Source organism: Streptomyces sp. NPDC002868 (assembly GCF_055563295.1).
The window spans coordinates 504070-519722 of record NZ_JBVHDR010000005.1 but is presented as its reverse complement, the minus strand read 5'-3'; the positions used below and the strand labels follow the sequence as shown (position 1 = coordinate 519722).

14 protein-coding genes and 1 riboswitch are annotated in these 15653 nt (G+C 68.5%); of the genes, 11 read left to right on the top strand and 3 right to left on the bottom strand.

Annotated features, from left to right (window positions below):
- The first annotated feature begins 196 nt into the window (after positions 1-196).
- The 10 genes from ACZ3H8_RS19115 to ACZ3H8_RS19070 all read left to right on the top strand — a co-directional run bounded on the left by ACZ3H8_RS19115 (position 197) and on the right by ACZ3H8_RS19070 (position 10432).
- The gene (locus ACZ3H8_RS19115) at positions 197-805 is read left to right on the top strand and encodes a CDP-alcohol phosphatidyltransferase family protein (RefSeq protein ID WP_398993985.1); all 609 of its coding nucleotides are present in this window, start codon (positions 197-199) and stop codon (positions 803-805) included.
- A 112-nt stretch (positions 806-917) separates the two neighbouring features.
- Positions 918-3413 (top strand): sugar phosphate nucleotidyltransferase, encoded by a 2496-nt coding sequence (locus tag ACZ3H8_RS19110; RefSeq protein WP_467403215.1) that lies wholly within the window; start codon positions 918-920, stop codon positions 3411-3413.
- A gap of 97 nt (positions 3414-3510) precedes the next feature.
- Positions 3511-4440, top strand: coding sequence for a DUF881 domain-containing protein (locus ACZ3H8_RS19105; RefSeq protein WP_467403213.1), 930 nt, complete (start codon positions 3511-3513; stop codon positions 4438-4440).
- The gene (locus ACZ3H8_RS19100; RefSeq protein WP_015032176.1) at positions 4437-4769 is read left to right on the top strand and encodes a small basic family protein; all 333 of its coding nucleotides are present in this window, start codon (positions 4437-4439) and stop codon (positions 4767-4769) included. Before ACZ3H8_RS19105 ends, ACZ3H8_RS19100 begins: the two co-directional genes overlap by 4 nt.
- A 5-nt stretch (positions 4770-4774) precedes the next feature.
- Complete coding sequence (locus tag ACZ3H8_RS19095; RefSeq protein WP_467403211.1) at positions 4775-5665, top strand: DUF881 domain-containing protein; 891 nt, start codon at positions 4775-4777, stop codon at positions 5663-5665.
- 148 nt (positions 5666-5813) lie between these two features.
- The gene (locus ACZ3H8_RS19090) at positions 5814-6695 is read left to right on the top strand and encodes an FHA domain-containing protein (protein WP_467403264.1); all 882 of its coding nucleotides are present in this window, start codon (positions 5814-5816) and stop codon (positions 6693-6695) included.
- Between the two features lie 43 nt (positions 6696-6738).
- Entirely contained in the window at positions 6739-7482 is a 744-nt protein-coding gene (gene ftsR, locus ACZ3H8_RS19085) for a transcriptional regulator FtsR (RefSeq protein ID WP_467403208.1), read from the top strand.
- Positions 7483-7535: 53 nt separating this feature from the next.
- Positions 7536-8009, top strand: a complete 474-nt coding sequence (locus ACZ3H8_RS19080) for a bifunctional nuclease family protein (RefSeq protein ID WP_006123076.1) — start codon at positions 7536-7538, stop codon at positions 8007-8009.
- A gap of 167 nt (positions 8010-8176) precedes the next feature.
- Entirely contained in the window at positions 8177-8773 is a 597-nt protein-coding gene (locus ACZ3H8_RS19075; protein ID WP_398993975.1) for a MerR family transcriptional regulator, read from the top strand.
- Positions 8774-8866: 93 nt separating this feature from the next.
- Complete coding sequence (locus ACZ3H8_RS19070; protein WP_467403206.1) at positions 8867-10432, top strand: DNA polymerase IV; 1566 nt, start codon at positions 8867-8869, stop codon at positions 10430-10432.
- Here ACZ3H8_RS19070 and ACZ3H8_RS19065 read toward each other — a convergent pair.
- Entirely contained in the window at positions 10342-10737 is a 396-nt protein-coding gene (locus ACZ3H8_RS19065; RefSeq protein WP_307666065.1) for a PRC-barrel domain-containing protein, read from the bottom strand. The genes ACZ3H8_RS19070 and ACZ3H8_RS19065 overlap by 91 nt on opposite strands.
- A 102-nt stretch (positions 10738-10839) precedes the next feature.
- A riboswitch (glycine riboswitch) is annotated at positions 10840-10937 on the top strand.
- A gap of 181 nt (positions 10938-11118) precedes the next feature.
- On the opposite strand from ACZ3H8_RS19065, the gene gcvP reads away from it, so the two are divergent.
- Positions 11119-14004: an aminomethyl-transferring glycine dehydrogenase gene (gene gcvP / locus ACZ3H8_RS19060; RefSeq protein WP_467403203.1), complete on the top strand. Its 2886-nt coding sequence runs from the start codon at positions 11119-11121 to the stop codon at positions 14002-14004.
- Between the two features lie 78 nt (positions 14005-14082).
- Here the strand turns inward: gcvP and ACZ3H8_RS19055 are convergent, their stop codons facing one another.
- Together ACZ3H8_RS19055 and ACZ3H8_RS19050 are read right to left on the bottom strand one after the other, a co-directional pair.
- Positions 14083-14289, bottom strand: a complete 207-nt coding sequence (locus tag ACZ3H8_RS19055) for a DUF5999 family protein (RefSeq protein ID WP_467403201.1) — start codon at positions 14287-14289, stop codon at positions 14083-14085.
- 340 nt (positions 14290-14629) lie between these two features.
- A complete protein-coding gene (locus ACZ3H8_RS19050; RefSeq protein WP_398993969.1) occupies positions 14630-15217 on the bottom strand; it encodes a hypothetical protein in 588 nt (195 codons plus the stop codon).
- Positions 15218-15653: the final 436 nt, after the last annotated feature.

Here is a 15653-nt window from a genome sequence, read left to right as displayed (position 1 = left end):
CGCCGATGGTACTGCAGGGGGGACCCTGTGGGAGAGTAGGACGCCGCCGAACAATCATTGTGGGAAAGCCCCGCACCATTTTGGTGCGGGGCTTTCCTGCGTTCAGGAGGCGGCCCTACCCCTGTGCATGCGCCGGCAGTGGCTGCGGGTAAGGTCAGGGGGCATCGTTGGCACGTTCCACACAGGAGGCCCCCGGGTGGAGGTCCAGGAGACCCGCGTTCAGACGGACCGGGTACTCACCATCCCCAACATCCTCAGCATGGCGCGCCTCGCGGGTGTGCCGCTCTTCCTGTGGCTGATTCTTCGCCCCGAGTTCGGGGGCCCCAAGAGCGATGGCTGGGCATTGCTCGTGCTGATGCTGAGCGGCGTCAGTGACTATCTCGACGGCAAGCTTGCCCGGCGATGGAACCAGATCAGTCGCCTGGGGCGGCTTCTCGACCCGGCCGCTGACCGTCTGTACATCCTGTCCACCCTGGTGGGGCTGACCTGGCGCGAGATTCTGCCCATCTGGCTCACCGCGGCCCTATTGGCGCGGGAACTGATGCTGCTGGTGATGGTGGGAATCCTCCGCCGGCACGGCTATCCGCCACCCCAGGTGAACTTCCTGGGCAAGGCGGCCACGTTCAACCTCATGTATGCCTTCCCCCTACTGCTCCTCAGTGACGGAAGTGGGTGGCTTGCGTCACTGGCTGCTATTTTCGGATGGGCGTTCGCGGGATGGGGTACAACTCTGTATTGGTGGGCAGGGATCCTCTATGTGGTCCAGGTCCGCCGCCTCGTCAAGGCGGATGCAGTGGCCGATTGACCTCGTCGATGCGTTGCCGTGCAGTGTTGCCGGCCGCGTATGACGCCAGAGCGCCTCTTTGGGCGGGTGAAGTCGGCTAGACCGTCGTCTCTTCAAGGAGGACGCTTCCGACATGAAGGCCGTCGTGATGGCCGGTGGCGAAGGTACCCGACTTCGCCCCATGACCTCGAGTATGCCCAAGCCACTCCTGCCGGTGGTCAACCGGCCGATCATGGAGCATGTGCTGCGGTTGCTCAAGCGGCATGGGCTCAATGAGACCGTCGTAACCGTGCAGTTTCTCGCCTCACTCGTCAAGAACTACTTCGGGGACGGCGAAGAGCTCGGGATGGAGCTCACCTATGCCAATGAGGAGAAGCCTCTCGGCACCGCGGGGAGTGTGAAGAACGCCGAGGAAGCGCTCAAGGACGATACGTTCCTTGTCATCTCCGGTGATGCGCTCACAGACTTCGATCTCACTGATCTGATCTCCTTCCACAAGGAGAAGGGCGCACTGGTCACAGTGTGTCTGACGCGGGTGCCGAATCCGCTGGAATTCGGTATCACCATCGTGGACGAAGAGGGAAAGGTCGAGCGGTTCCTGGAGAAGCCGACCTGGGGACAGGTTTTCTCGGACACCGTGAACACGGGCATCTATGTCATGGAGCCCGAGGTATTCGATTACGTCGAGGCAGACGTTTCGGTCGACTGGTCCGGGGATGTGTTCCCGCAGCTCATGAAGGAAGGCAAGCCGATCTACGGCTATGTTGCCGAGGGCTACTGGGAGGACGTGGGCACACACGAGAGCTACGTAAAGGCACAGGCCGATGTCCTCGAGGGCAAGGTCGATGTGGAGATCGACGGGTTCGAGATCTCCCCAGGTGTCTGGGTCGCGGAAGGCGCGGAGGTGCACACGGCCGCCGTGCTGCGTGGTCCGCTGTACATCGGTGACTACGCCAAGGTCGAAGCCGATGCGGAGATCCGCGAGCACACGGTCGTCGGGTCCAACGTGGTCGTCAAGAGCGGCGCCTTTCTCCATAGGGCCGTGATCCACGACAACGTGTACATCGGGGAGCAGTGCAACCTCCGCGGCTGCGTGATCGGCAAGAACACCGACATCATGCGTGCCGCCCGCATCGAGGACGGCGCCGTGATCGGCGATGAGTGCCTCGTGGGCGAAGAATCGATCATCCAGGGCAATGTGCGGGTCTACCCGTTCAAGACGGTCGAGGCGGGCGCGTTCGTCAACACCTCGGTCATCTGGGAGTCGCGGGGTCAGGCGAATCTCTTCGGAGCTCGTGGCGTCACCGGAATCCTCAATGTGGAAATCACACCCGAGCTGGCGGTGCGGCTGGCAGGTGCGTACGCCACCACCCTCAAGAAGGGGGCGACGGTCACCACGGCGCGTGACCACTCCAGGGGTGCCCGTGCGCTGAAGCGGGCCGTGATCTCGGCGCTGCAGACCAGTGCGATCGACGTACGGGATCTGGAGAACGTACCGCTGCCGGTCGCGCGACAGCAGACCGCGCGCGGCAGCGCCGGCGGCATCATGATCCGTACGTCGCCGGGTGTGGCCGACTCCGTGGACATCATGTTCTTCGACGAGCGCGGGGCGGACCTCTCGCAGGCCGGGCAGCGGAAGCTGGACCGGGTGTACGCGCGCCAGGAGTACCGGCGTGCGTTCCCGGGCGAGATCGGGGACCTGCACTTCCCGTCCAGTGTCTTCGACTCGTACACCGGCGCACTGCTGCGCAATGTCGACACCTCGGGCATCGCCGAATCGGGGCTCAAGGTCGTCATCGACGCGTCGCACGGCAGCGCCGGGCTTGTGCTGCCCAACCTGCTCGGACGGCTCGGTGTGGACGCCCTGACGATCAACCCGGGGCTCGACGAGTCCCGGCCCACCGAATCGGCGGACACCCGCCGGTCCGGGCTGGTGCGGCTGGGCGAGATCGTGGCCTCCTCACGGGCGGCCTTCGGTGTGCGCTTCGACCCCGTCGGCGAGCGGCTGTCCTTCGTTGACGAACGCGGGCGGATTGTCGAGGACGATCGCGCGCTGCTGGTGCTGCTCGACCTGGTCGCGGCCGAACGGCGCAGCGGGCGGGTGGCGCTGCCGGTGACGACCACCAGGATCGCGGAGCAGGTGGCGGCGTACCACGGCACACAGGTGGAGTGGACGACGACATCGCCCGACGATCTGACGCGCGTGGGCCGGGAGGAGACCACCATCTTCGGCGGAGACGGCCGTGGTGGCTTCATCGTTCCGGAGTTCAGCAGTGTCTTCGATGGCTTCGCGGCCTTCGTACGGCTGGTCGGCCTGGTGGCTCGTACGCAGCTCACGCTGAGCCAGATCGATGCCCGGATTCCGCGGGCGCATGTGCTGCGGCGTGATCTGGCTACGCCGTGGGCGGTCAAGGGACTGGTGATGCGACGCGTCGTCGAGGCGGCCGGCGACCGGGACGTCGACACGACCGACGGAGTGCGGGTCGTCGAGCCAGACGGCCGCTGGGTCATGGTCCTTCCTGACCCCGCGGAGGCCGTCACCCATCTGTGGGCAGAGGGGCCCGATGACGCTTCGGCGCAGGCGCTGCTCGACGAGTGGTCGGCCGTCGTGGACAGCGCAGGTAGCTGAGGTGGGACGGGTGTGCCGGAAGTTGCCTTTCGACGGCTTCCGGCACACCGGTGGGGCCATTCGGCGGTAGCGCCTGCGACGTGCGACGATGTGCGGCATGTCGCAGCAGCCCCCCGTTCGGAGCACCGGCGCTCCACCCGCACGTCCCGACGCGTCCATGTCGCTGCTGACGAACGTTATGGAGCACAGCCTCGACGACGGATACGCGGAGGCGACGGCCCGCAGGGAGGCCGAGGGCGGGGGACTGCCCCGTACGCTGCGTGCGAAGCTCGGACTCGCCGCCGGACTTGTGCTGGCGGCTCTGGTCGTCACCGTCGGGGCCGCGCAGGCGCGGATATCGGCACCGGTCGTGGCGAAGGAGCGTGAGGAGCTCATCGACCGGATCGGCGCCGAGACGTCCGACGCCGACGCGCTGGAGCGGAGCGTCGACAAACTCCGGGACGAGGTGGGGGACCGGCAGCGAAAGGCCCTCAAGACCCAGGGCGGGGGCCAGGGGGAACTCGTCGCACTGCTCGCCGGCGCCACCGAGGTCGAGGGGCCGGGTGTGAAGCTCGTCGTCGACGATGCGAAGGACACCGACCAGGGCGGCGACGGGCCGCGGGACAGCAGCGGCTTCAGCGACACGGGCCGGGTCCGCGACCGCGATATGCAGCGGATCGTCAACGGGCTCTGGGAGTCGGGTGCGGAAGCCGTGGCGATCAACGGGCAGCGGCTGACCGCCCTGTCCGCGATCCGCGCGGCGGGCGACGCCATACTGGTCGACAACAGGCCGCTGGTGCCGCCGTACACGGTGCTCGCGGTGGGGGACGGCAAGAAGTTGAGCACTGCCTTCCAGGACAGTGCCGACGGACAGTATCTGCACGCGTTGCAGGAGAACTTCGGTATCCGCGCCAGCATCTCCAACGAGGAGAAGGTGCGTCTGCCGGCGGCGCCGAGCTTGATCGTACGTACAGCAGAGCCGAAGACCGCCGACGCCGGGCAGGGCAACGGGCAGGGCACGGCTGACACAGGGAAGGGCACATCGTGATCGCCGTACTGGGCCTCATCGTGGGAGTCGTGGTCGGACTGTTGGTCCGACCCGAGGTACCGGCGGTGGTCGAGCCCTATCTGCCGATCGCTGTCGTCGCGGCTCTCGACGCGGTCTTCGGCGGCCTGCGCGCCATGCTCGACGGGATCTTCGTGGACAAGGTCTTCGTCGTCTCCTTCCTGTCGAACGTGGTGGTGGCAGCGCTGATCGTGTTCCTGGGCGACAAGTTGGGCGTCGGCGCCCAGCTGTCCACGGGTGTCGTGGTCGTGCTCGGCATCCGGATCTTCTCCAACGCTGCCGCGATCCGCCGGCATGTGTTCCGGGCGTGAGGCCGATGAACAGCGAAGAGAACCCGAAGCCGAAGGGCGAGGAGCCGGAGGCGGTTGCGCCGTCGGCGGACCAGGCCGAGCGCAAGCCCGAGCCCGAGCAGCCCGAGCCCGAGCAGGCCGAGCCGGAGCAGGCCGTGCCGGGGCAGGCCGAGCCGGACCAACCCCAGGCCGAGCAGCAGACCGGCCGCCAGCGGCTCGTCGCGGTGCTGTGGCCGCCGCGGGTCAGCCGCGCTCAACTCATCGTCGCCGTGCTGTTGTTCGTCCTCGGTCTGGGGCTCGCCATCCAGGTCCGTTCGACCAGCGACAACAGCGCGCTGCGGGGCGCCCGCCAGGAGGACCTGGTGCGCATCCTCGACGAACTCGACAATCGCACCCAGCGCCTCGAGGACGAGAAGCAGCGTCTCGAGGACCAGCGCGCCGAACTGGAGAACAGCTCGGACCAGGCGGAAGAGGCGCGCAAGCAGACGCGGCAGAAGGAGCAGCAACTCGGCATCCTGGCCGGCACGGTCGCGGCACAGGGCCCCGGCATCACGCTGACCATCGAGGACCCGTCCGGCACGGTTGAGTCGGACATGCTGCTCGACGCGATCCAGGAACTGCGCGCCGCCGGTGCGGAAGCGATCCAGGTCAACGACATCCGGGTCGTCGCTGACACGCATTTCACAGGTACGGGTGGTGAGATCGAGGTGGACGGCAAGAAGATCACCGCGCCGTACCGCTTCAAGGTCATCGGCAAGCCGCAGGATCTGGAGCCCGCCCTCAACATCCCCGGCGGTGTGGTGCAGACGCTGGAGAAGGAGCAGGCCACCGCCACGGTGGAGCGCTCGCAGAAGATCGTCGTGGATGCCTTGCGACCTGCGAAGCGGCCTGACTACGCTCGGTCGTCGACGCCGTGAGGCGGGGATGCATGGGGTCGGGCGGACCAGGGCATGACGTTGCGGGGGGTCGGCACATCACAAGCGTGCCGCGTGGTGGAAACTGTCTGGTGGTCACGGACGTTGTGAGGATGTCCGGGTCGGCAGGTGTGATCATTGAGGGTTCGTCCTGCCCCACGGGCGGGTCTATTTCGGTCAAGGGGAATCGCCCGTGAAGTTGTTTGGGAAGTTGTTCGGCAAGAGCGCACGCGAGGACGGCGGCAACGCCAGGCATCGCGCACCGCGCCATGGCCAGAATGAGGAGCAGGGCGGTGAGCGCCCGCTCTTCCGGGACGAGGTCGGTGGTCCGGGCGGTGACATTTCGGGCGGTCAGGGCGCGTCGTCTGTTGACCCTGCAGGTCCCGGCCGCATAGGTTTCGGGGAACCATCAACCTCAAGTACGGGTGGAGGGTTTTCCTCCGACCCGTATGCGACCAATCCCCACGCGGGGCAGCCGCGGCAGGAGGATCCTTCCATGTCGGCCTTGGTTTGTACGAGGTGCGGGCACCGCAATGCCGAGGCCAGCCGGTTCTGCTCCAACTGCGGCGCGCCGCTGCGTGCCGGGGCGCCGGCGGAGCGTCCTTCGGAGACGACCTCGACGATCTCCATCTCGGGCCTCGAGGCGTACGACTCGGAAGTGACAGGCCAGACGCAGGTTCCGTCACTCTCTCCCGAGGCCCAGGCGGCCGTCGACGCGCTGCCGCTCGGCTCGGCGCTCCTGGTGGTGCGCCGCGGGCCCAATTCCGGCAGCCGCTTCCTGCTCGACGGTGAGCTGACCACGGCCGGCCGTCACCCGCAGAGCGACATCTTCCTCGACGACGTCACCGTCTCGCGGCGTCATGTGGAGTTCCGCAGGGGCCCGGACGGTAGCTTCAGCGTCGCGGACGTCGGCAGTCTCAATGGCACCTACGTCAACCGCGAGCGGATCGACTCGGTCCTCCTGTCGAACGGTGACGAGGTCCAGATCGGCAAGTACCGGCTGGTCTTCTATGCGAGCCAGCGGGGCGTGTGACCCTCCCCCAGACTCCGTCCGGGGGGACCCCCAGGGAAGGTACATGCTGCGAACACCGACTGGCGGTGCCGGTCACGGCACCGCCACAGCGGGCGAGAGGCTGATGAGCATCGGCACGGTGCTCAGCCAGCTGCGCGACGAGTTTCCCGAAGTGACCATCTCCAAGATCCGTTTTCTGGAAGCCGAGGGGCTGGTCGAGCCGCGGCGCACCCCGTCCGGGTACCGCAAATTCAGCCCCGAGGACGTGGAGCGGCTGGCCCAGGTGCTGCGGATGCAGCGGGACCACTATCTTCCGCTGAAGGTCATCCGCGAGCATCTCGACGCCCTCGGCCGCGGCGAGCAGGTGCAGCTGCCCGCGCAGGGGCCGCAGCGGGAGCTGCTCGACGGCGCCTGGGAATCCGACTCGGAGCGTGTGACCGCAGCCAGGGTGGGCCGTTCAGAGCTCCTCGCCGCCGCCGAGGTGAGTGAGGCGGAGCTGGACGAGTGGGAGTCCTACGGCCTGCTCGCGCGGGACGAGGACGGCGGTTACGACGCCGAATCGGTGACCGTTGCACGGCTGGTCGCGGATCTGGGGAGATTCGGTCTCGAACCCCGGCATCTGCGGGCGATGAAGGCTGCCGCAGACCGTGAGGCAGGACTGGTCGAGCAGCTGGTCGCACCCTTGCGGCGGCACCGTAATCCGCAGACCAGGGCGCATGCCGAGGCGACCACGAAAGAGCTGGCGGCCCTGTCTGTGCGGCTTCACGCGGCCCTGGTGCAGACGGCGCTCGGAGTACGGCTGCACTGATCATGGGGGAGCCCGACTACCCAAACCGGTCGGGCAAGTCCTAGGGTTGCTGTGTGAACGAGCTCGACGTTGTGGGTGTCCGGGTCGAAATGCCCTCGAACCAACCGATCGTGCTCCTACGTGAAGTGGGAGGCGACCGGTACCTCCCCATTTGGATCGGTCCCGGGGAGGCCACCGCCATTGCCTTTGCCCAGCAGGGCATGGCACCGGCCAGGCCGCTGACGCATGACCTCTTCAAAGACGTGCTGGAGGCGGTGGGCCAGGAGCTCACCGAGGTCCGCATCACTGACCTGCGCGAAGGGGTTTTCTACGCGGAGCTGGTCTTTGCCAGCGGAGTCGAGGTGAGCGCCAGACCCTCCGACGCCATAGCGCTGGCCCTGCGCACCGGTACGCCGATCTACGGCAGTGACGGGGTGCTCGACGACGCGGGAATCGCCATCCCGGACGAGCAGGAGGACGAGGTGGAGAAGTTCCGCGAGTTCCTCGATCAGATCTCGCCCGAGGACTTCGGCACCAACAGCCAGTGACCGCCGCGACAGGCGGCGTTGGCACATTCGAGTAGCCTTTCCCCGAATAGGGGCACGAGAAACCACTCTTAGGGTGATTATCACTCGGCGTGCCGAGTGTGGCGATCGTTGACGCACCCCGGGTGACTGCCTACCGTCGAGATGGCAGGTCAAGGACGGAGGTCGGCGTGAGAAGCAGCGGCGACGGTACGGCAGGGGGCGCCCCCGGACGGAGTCTGGGGGAGGGCGGGCCGTATCCGCTTCACGAGAGTGCGGCCGACTCCTTGAGGGAGACGATCGGCTACCGGGGGCCCACCGCGTGTGCGGCGGCGGGCATCACCTATCGACAGCTCGACTACTGGGCGCGTACCGGGCTGGTCGAGCCCAGTGTTCGGCCGGCGTACGGATCGGGCACCCAGCGGCTCTACAGCTTCCGCGATGTGGTCGTCCTCAAGATCGTCAAGCGTTTTCTCGACACCGGCGTGGCGCTGCAGAACATTCGGGCAGCGGTGCAGCATCTGCGGGCGCGCGGCTTCACGGACCTCGAACGCATGACACTCATGAGCGACGGCGCCACGGTCTACGAGTGCTCGTCGCCCGACGAGGTGGTCGACCTGCTCCAGGGCGGCCAGGGAGTCTTCGGGATCGCCGTCGGCGTGGTGTGGCGGGATGTGGAGGCGGCGCTGTCTCAGCTGCACGGCGAGCGGATCGACACCGGCGAGACCCTCGTCGGGAACAACCCCGCGGACGAGCTGGCCAGGCGCAGGCGCGACCGGGCCGTCTGAGCGCCGACGCCGGTCGCCGTTGCCGTCGCCACTGCCGGATGGCGCGCTCGTCGGGCGGCGCCATTGTCAGTGGCGTAGGGCAGCATCGAACATGTGAGAACCGCGCCGACGATTCTGCATCTGGACATGGATGCCTTCTTCGCCGCCGCCGAACAGGCGGCGAAGCCGAGTCTGCGCGGAAAGCCGGTCGTCGTCGGCGGGCTCGGGCCGCGCGGGGTCGTCGCCACCGCTTCGTACGAGGCGAGGCGCTTCGGTGTGCACTCGGCGATGCCGATGGCGCAGGCAAGGCGGCTGGCGCCGAACGCCGCGTATCTCGTGCCGCGCTTCTCGCTCTACCGTGCGGTCAGCGAGCAGGTGATGGAGCTGCTCGGCAGGCTTTCGCCGCTGGTGGAGCCGCTGAGCCTGGACGAGGCCTTCGTCGACTTGGAGGCGGGGGGCTCGGCCGATGACTCGGCTTCCGCGCGGGCGGCCGGTGAGCGGCTGCGCGGAGACATCCTCGCCGTCACCGGGCTGACGGGGTCCGTCGGGCTCGCGGGATCCAAGATGCTCGCCAAGATCGCCTCCGAGCAGGCGAAACCGGACGGCCTGCTGCTCATAGAGCCTGGGACGGAGCGTGAGCTGCTCGGGCCGATGTCCGTGCGGACGCTGCCGGGGGTGGGGCCGGCCACCGGGGAGCATCTGCGGAGGGCCGGGATGACGACCGTCGCCGAGCTGGCGGAGGCGGGCGAGGACGAGCTCGTACGGCTGCTGGGCAAGGCGCACGGGACCTCGCTGTTCCTGATGGCCATGGGGTACGACGACCGGCCGGTGGTGGCCGAGCGGGACGCGAAGTCGGTGTCGGTGGAGGACACCTTCGATGTGGATCTGCACGACCGGGTGCGGGTGCGGATCGAGGTGGAGCGGCTGGCCGACCGGTGTGTGCAGCGGCTTCGGGCGTCCGGGCGCTCTGGGCGGACCATCGTGCTGAAGGTGCGGCGGTACGACTTCTCGACGCTGACGCGCTCGGAGACGCTGCGCGGGCCGACGGACGATCCGGCGGTGGTGCGGGAGGCCGCCGGGCGGCTGCTGGAGGCGGTGGACACCACGGGCGGGGTGCGGCTGCTGGGGGTGGGCGTGACGGGGCTCGCGGACTACACCCAGGAGGATCTCTTCGCCCAGGCCGCGGCCGATGAGCAGGCCGAGCGCGAAGCACACGAGGCGGCGGCGGAGGGCGAGCGGGAGACGCACGAGGCCGACGCCGCGGCGGGGGCAGACGCCGGGGCAGGAGCCCGAGCCGGAGCACAGGCAGGCGCCGGGGCAGGCGCCCGGGCGGGAGCAGAGGCCGGGGCGGGCGGGGCGGAGCACGAGGCGCTCGCGGCGCGGCGCTGGGCCGCGGGGCACGACGTGCGGCATGCCGAGTACGGGGCGGGGTGGGTGCAGGGCAGCGGGCTCGGCCGCGTCACCGTCCGGTTCGAGGAGCCGGGGTCGCCGCCGGGGCGCGTACGCACCTTCCGGGTCGACGACCCCGATCTGGAGCCCTCCGATCCGCTGCCGCTCGTCGCGCTGCCCGCGACGGTGGAGAGTGCGGGTCAGTCCTCCTGGCCGGCGACGCGGCCGAAGGACCGGTCCCCCGAGGAGGGAGCGGGCGTCTCGGGGGCCTCGGAGAGGTCGAGGCCGTAGTGGTGGTACAGCTGAAGCTCCTGCTCCGGGGAGAGATGGCGGCCGACGCCGAAGTCCGGGGCATCCTTGATCAGCGAGCGCTCGTACGGGACATGCAGGGTGTCGTCGACCAGCTTGCTCGGCTCCAGCGGGACGAACGCGTCCCGGCTGAACAGGCCGGTCCGCACAGCCGCCCACTCGGGCACTCCCGTGGCATCGTCCAGGTACACCTCGTCCACAGTCCCGATCTTGTGGCCGTTGCGGTCGAACGCCTTGCGGCCGATCAGGCTGCGCGGATCGATATCGGTCTGCACGGTCCCTCCAATAGGTCGCAACTGCTGTTTAAATACTACAAAAGTGCACATCGGGGGTGTCGGCCACTTGAGCGATCGACGAGGGGGCGCGCTGGTAGGCTGTCAAGCGGCTGCTGACCCCGTGCGGGAGAGTCCACCGGTGAAAGTACCGGCGGCGCCGAAGGAGCAAATCCTCCCCGGAATCTCTCAGGCCCCTGTACCGCACGGACGAGGTCACTCTGGAAAGCAGGGCGGGCGTCGGACGGCATCCGCTCTCACCGACGGTGAAAGCCGGAGCGTGGCATGCGCGCGCCCCGGTGAAACTCTCAGGTTGAGATGACAGAGGGGGAGGCCGTCCGGGCATCCGCGCCGTGGTGCCCCTCGCCGGTCGTGTCAGACCAGGAGGCCTCCTAAATGACCGCCAACCGCATTCCGCTCTCCCAGCTTGAGCGAGGCACCCCCTTCGAGCAGCGCCACATCGGGCCCGACGCCGAGGCCCAGGCGAAGATGCTGGCACAGGTGGGCTACGGCTCGCTCGACGAGCTGACCGCCGCCGCGGTGCCTGATGTGATCAAGAGCGCGGAGGCGCTGAACCTCCCGGGCGCGCGTACCGAGGCGGATGTGCTCGCCGAGCTGCGCACGCTTGCCGACCGCAATCAGGTGCTTGCGCCCATGATCGGCCTTGGCTACTACGGCACCTTCACGCCGCCGGTGATCCTGCGCAATGTCATGGAGAACCCGGCCTGGTACACCGCGTACACGCCGTACCAGCCGGAGATCTCCCAGGGCCGGCTCGAGGCGCTGCTCAACTTCCAGACGATGGTCGCCGACCTGACCGGTCTGCCCACCTCCGGTGCCTCGCTGCTCGACGAGGCCACGGCCGCCGCCGAGGCCATGTCGCTGGCCCGCCGGGTCGGCAAGGTCAAGAACGGCGTCTTCCTGGTCGACGCCGACACCCTGCCGCAGACCCTGGCGGTGATCGAGACCCGCGCCGAGCCCACCGGCGTCGAGGTGGTCACCGCCGACCTCAGCGACGGCATCCCGGCCGAGATCGCGGAGCGCGGCGTTTTCGGCGTGCTGCTGCAGTACCCGGGTGCCTCCGGTGCCGTACGCGACGTCAAGCCCGTCATCGAGCAGGCGCACGAGCTCGGCGCGATCGTCACCGTCGCCGCCGATCTGCTGGCGCTCACCCTGCTCACCTCGCCCGGCGAGCTGGGCGCCGACATCGCGGTGGGCACCACGCAGCGCTTCGGCGTCCCGATGGGCTTCGGCGGCCCGCACGCCGGTTTCATGGCCGTACGCGAGAAGTTCGCGCGCAGCCTGCCCGGCCGGCTCGTCGGTGTCTCCGTGGACGCGGACGGCAACAAGGCCTACCGGCTCGCGCTGCAGACCCGTGAGCAGCACATCCGCCGCGAGAAGGCCACCAGCAACATCTGTACCGCCCAGGTGCTCCTCGCCGTGATGGCGGGGATGTACGCCGTGTACCACGGCCCGGATGGGCTCAGGGGGATCGCGCAGCGCACCCACCGGTACGCCGCGATCCTCGCCGAGGGGCTGCGGGCCGGTGGCGTCGAGGTCGTCCACGGGGCGTACTTCGACACGCTGACCGCACGGGTGCCGGGCAAGGCCGCCGACGTCGTGGCCGCCGCGCGTGAGGGCGGGGTCAACCTCCACCTCGTCGACGCCGACCACCTCTCCATCGCGTGTGACGAGACCACCACCCGTACCCAACTGACCGCAGTCTGGGCCGCCTTCGGCGTCGAGGCCGACGTCGAGGCGCTCGATGCGGCGACCGACGACACCCTGCCGGCCGCCCTGCTGCGCACGGACGACTACCTCACCCACCCCGTCTTCCACCAGCACCGTTCCGAGACTGCGATGCTGCGCTACCTGCGCAAGCTCGCCGACCGCGACTACGCGCTGGACCGCGGCATGATCCCGCTCGGCTCCTGCACCATGAAGCTGAACGCGACCACCGAGATGGAGCCGGTCACCTGGCCGGAGTTCGGGCAGATCCACCCCTTCGCGCCGGTCGAGCAGGCCGCCGGGTACCTCACGCTCATCCATGAGCTGGAGGAGCGCCTCGCCGAGGTCACCGGGTACGACGCGGTCTCCATCCAGCCCAACGCCGGTTCGCAGGGCGAGCTCGCGGGTCTGCTCGCCGTGCGCGCGTACCACCGCGCCAACGGTGACGACCAGCGCACCATCTGCCTCATCCCGTCCTCCGCACACGGCACCAACGCCGCCAGCGCCGTGATGGCGGGCATGAAGGTCGTCGTGGTGAAGACCGCCGACGACGGCGAGGTGGACATCGAGGACCTGCGCGCCAAGATCGATCAGTACCGCGACCAGCTCTCGGTCCTGATGATCACCTACCCGTCCACGCACGGCGTTTTCGAGGAGCATGTCGCCGACATCTGCGCGCAGGTGCACGAGGCCGGCGGCCAGGTGTACGTCGACGGCGCCAACCTCAACGCGCTGGTGGGCCTCGCCAAGCCGGGCAAGTTCGGCGGCGACGTCTCGCACCTCAATCTGCACAAGACCTTCTGCATCCCGCACGGCGGCGGCGGCCCCGGCGTCGGTCCGGTGGGCGTACGGGCGCACCTCGCCCCGTACCTCCCGAACCACCCCCTCCAGCCCACCGCGGGACCCGAGACGGGCGTCGGACCGATCTCGGCCGCCCCGTGGGGCTCGGCGGGCATCCTGCCGATCTCCTGGGCGTACGTACGGCTCATGGGCGGCGAGGGCCTCAAGCGGGCGACGCAGGTCGCCGTGCTCGCGGCCAACTACATCGCCAAGCGCCTGGAGCCGCACTACCCGGTGCTCTACACCGGCCCGGCCGGTCTGGTCGCGCACGAGTGCATCGTGGACCTGCGGCCGCTGTCGAAGGCGACCGGCGTCAGCGTCGACGACATCGCCAAGCGCCTGATCGACTACGGCTTCCACGCGCCGACGATGTCCTTCCCGGTGGCCGGCACGCTGATGATCGAGCCCACCGAGAGCGAGGACCTGACCGAGATCGACCGCTTCTGCGACACGATGATCGCGATCCGCGGGGAGATCGAGAAGGTCGCTTCGGGCGAGTGGCCCGCGGAGGACAACCCGCTGCGCAACGCCCCGCACACCGCAGCGGCCCTGGGCGGGGAGTGGGAGCACCCGTACAGCCGCGAGGACGCGGTCTTCCCGGCCGGAGTGAGCGCCTCGGACAAGTACTGGCCGCCGGTGCGCCGGATCGACGGTGCGTTCGGCGACCGTAACCTCGTCTGCTCCTGCCCGCCGCTGGACGAGTACGACAACTGACGGGCGCGGCGGCGCTCATGCGTCGGGGCCGGTGCGGAGATCAGTCTCCGGGCCGGCCCCCTTGTCGTACGGACGGCGCTAGGCGGCCGTCATCACCTGCCCGCTCGCCCGCGGCCGGTGCGGCGCGATGATCTGGCCGTCCGGCAGCAGTTCACCGGTGTCCTCGAAGAGCAGTACGCCGTTGCACAGCAGGCTCCAGCCCTGCTCCGGGTGGTGCGCCGTGAGACGGGCGGCTTCCCGGTCGGCTGAGTCGGATGTCGGGCAGGCTGGCTGGTGCTGGCACATGGGTGGGTTCTCTCGCTGCGTTGTAGTGACTGTGACTGTCCTGCGGCTCGATGAGGTGTTCATGGCCGCCCCCCGTATCTGTCGGTCCGATCCCAGTGTTGCCCTACGGGCGTCAATCCGCAGGGATTTCGCGGCAGCTCTTCTTACTGGTTAATGACGTATCACTCGGGCGGACGGTTCAGCTCAACTCCACTGTCCTTTCGGGTGGTTCGGGGTGGCCGGTATGGGCTAGTCCGGATGGGGCAGGAGTGCGCCCCGCGACCGGGTGGTCACGGGGCGCGAAGGGCGGCGTGAGCTGGGCTCGAGCAGCGCGTTTCGGGGCTCGAACGGGGGCGGACGGTCAGGCTGGGGAGCCGAGCAGTGGAGCCGGTGTGAGGCGCAGGGTCATCACCGGCAGCAGATCGGCGACGCGGTGCGCCCGGTGTGCCGCTATGCCGGGAGGCGCGGGGCGCAGCGGCACCAGGACGTCCGTCGGAAGGGGGGTGCCGGTCGAGGCGTCGGCGTCCGTGTCGCCGTGCAGCCAGAGAGTGAGCATGTAGAGCTCGGGGATGGAGAGCAGCCGTGGCTGGAAGTGAGTCTTCATCGACTCGGCCTGGCGCAGCGCCCGTTCGGTGGAGCTCAGGTAGGGCCCTTCGAAGAAGTGGGAGAAGGTCCAGCCGTCAGGGGTCAGCATCGTCTCCGCCGCTGCCACGGCTCGTTCGCCGCTGCGGATCAGGAAACGCCAGCCCGCGAGGCGGGTGTAGGGGGCACTGTCGCTCGGCACGATCTGATCCAGTACATGGACGGGCAGCGGCAATTCGGGGCTCAGAGGTCCCTGGACGGACCTGAGGGCGGGTGTGCGGGCCTCGCGGACGGCTGTCGGGGAACCGAGTGCCGCGAGGACGCTGCGCAGGGCAGGCGCGGGAGCCGGGGGGACAAGCAGCGGCATGATGGGTCGCCTCTCACTTCGGAGACACGTTGGTGCAAGGGTTGGTGCAAGGGGCAAGGGCAGGTGCGGACGGCGCTGTCAGCGTGCGGGGCCAGAGGGGCCGGAAAGGCCACCGGGCGCCAACTCTCTGCCTCGTTCACGGAGTTTATACGAAACGTGTTCTCGCAGTGTTTCTGCTAGCGCTCGTGCGTATTTCCGGTAAGGCGGTATCAGGTCTTTCTGTTGCGGTTTTTCTGCCGATTTTTCGTGAGTGCAGGTCCGCAGCCTGGGATTCTATCGGCCGAGCGGTAGGCCGAAACCAGTCGGTGTTTTTCACCAGGCATCAGGCGGTGGTAACTGCGTATGCATCATGCCGAAGGAATGTGCCGCTCGATCACTCGGTACACACTACCGGCTGCGGACCGTTCGCGGGACGTTAGGGATCAGTCAGTCTGGG

Coding starts and splice junctions, on each gene's coding strand:
- ACZ3H8_RS19095 (WP_467403211.1), top strand. CDS start 4,775: ATGAACAGCGAAGAGAACCCGAAGCCGAAGGGCGAGGAGCCGGAGGCG.
- gcvP (WP_467403203.1), top strand. CDS start 11,119: ATGACCGCCAACCGCATTCCGCTCTCCCAGCTTGAGCGAGGCACCCCC.
- ACZ3H8_RS19055 (WP_467403201.1), bottom strand. CDS start 14,289: ATGTGCCAGCACCAGCCAGCCTGCCCGACATCCGACTCAGCCGACCGG.
- ACZ3H8_RS19110 (WP_467403215.1), top strand. CDS start 918: ATGAAGGCCGTCGTGATGGCCGGTGGCGAAGGTACCCGACTTCGCCCC.
- ftsR (WP_467403208.1), top strand. CDS start 6,739: ATGCTGCGAACACCGACTGGCGGTGCCGGTCACGGCACCGCCACAGCG.
- ACZ3H8_RS19050 (WP_398993969.1), bottom strand. CDS start 15,217: ATGCCGCTGCTTGTCCCCCCGGCTCCCGCGCCTGCCCTGCGCAGCGTC.
- ACZ3H8_RS19105 (WP_467403213.1), top strand. CDS start 3,511: ATGTCGCAGCAGCCCCCCGTTCGGAGCACCGGCGCTCCACCCGCACGT.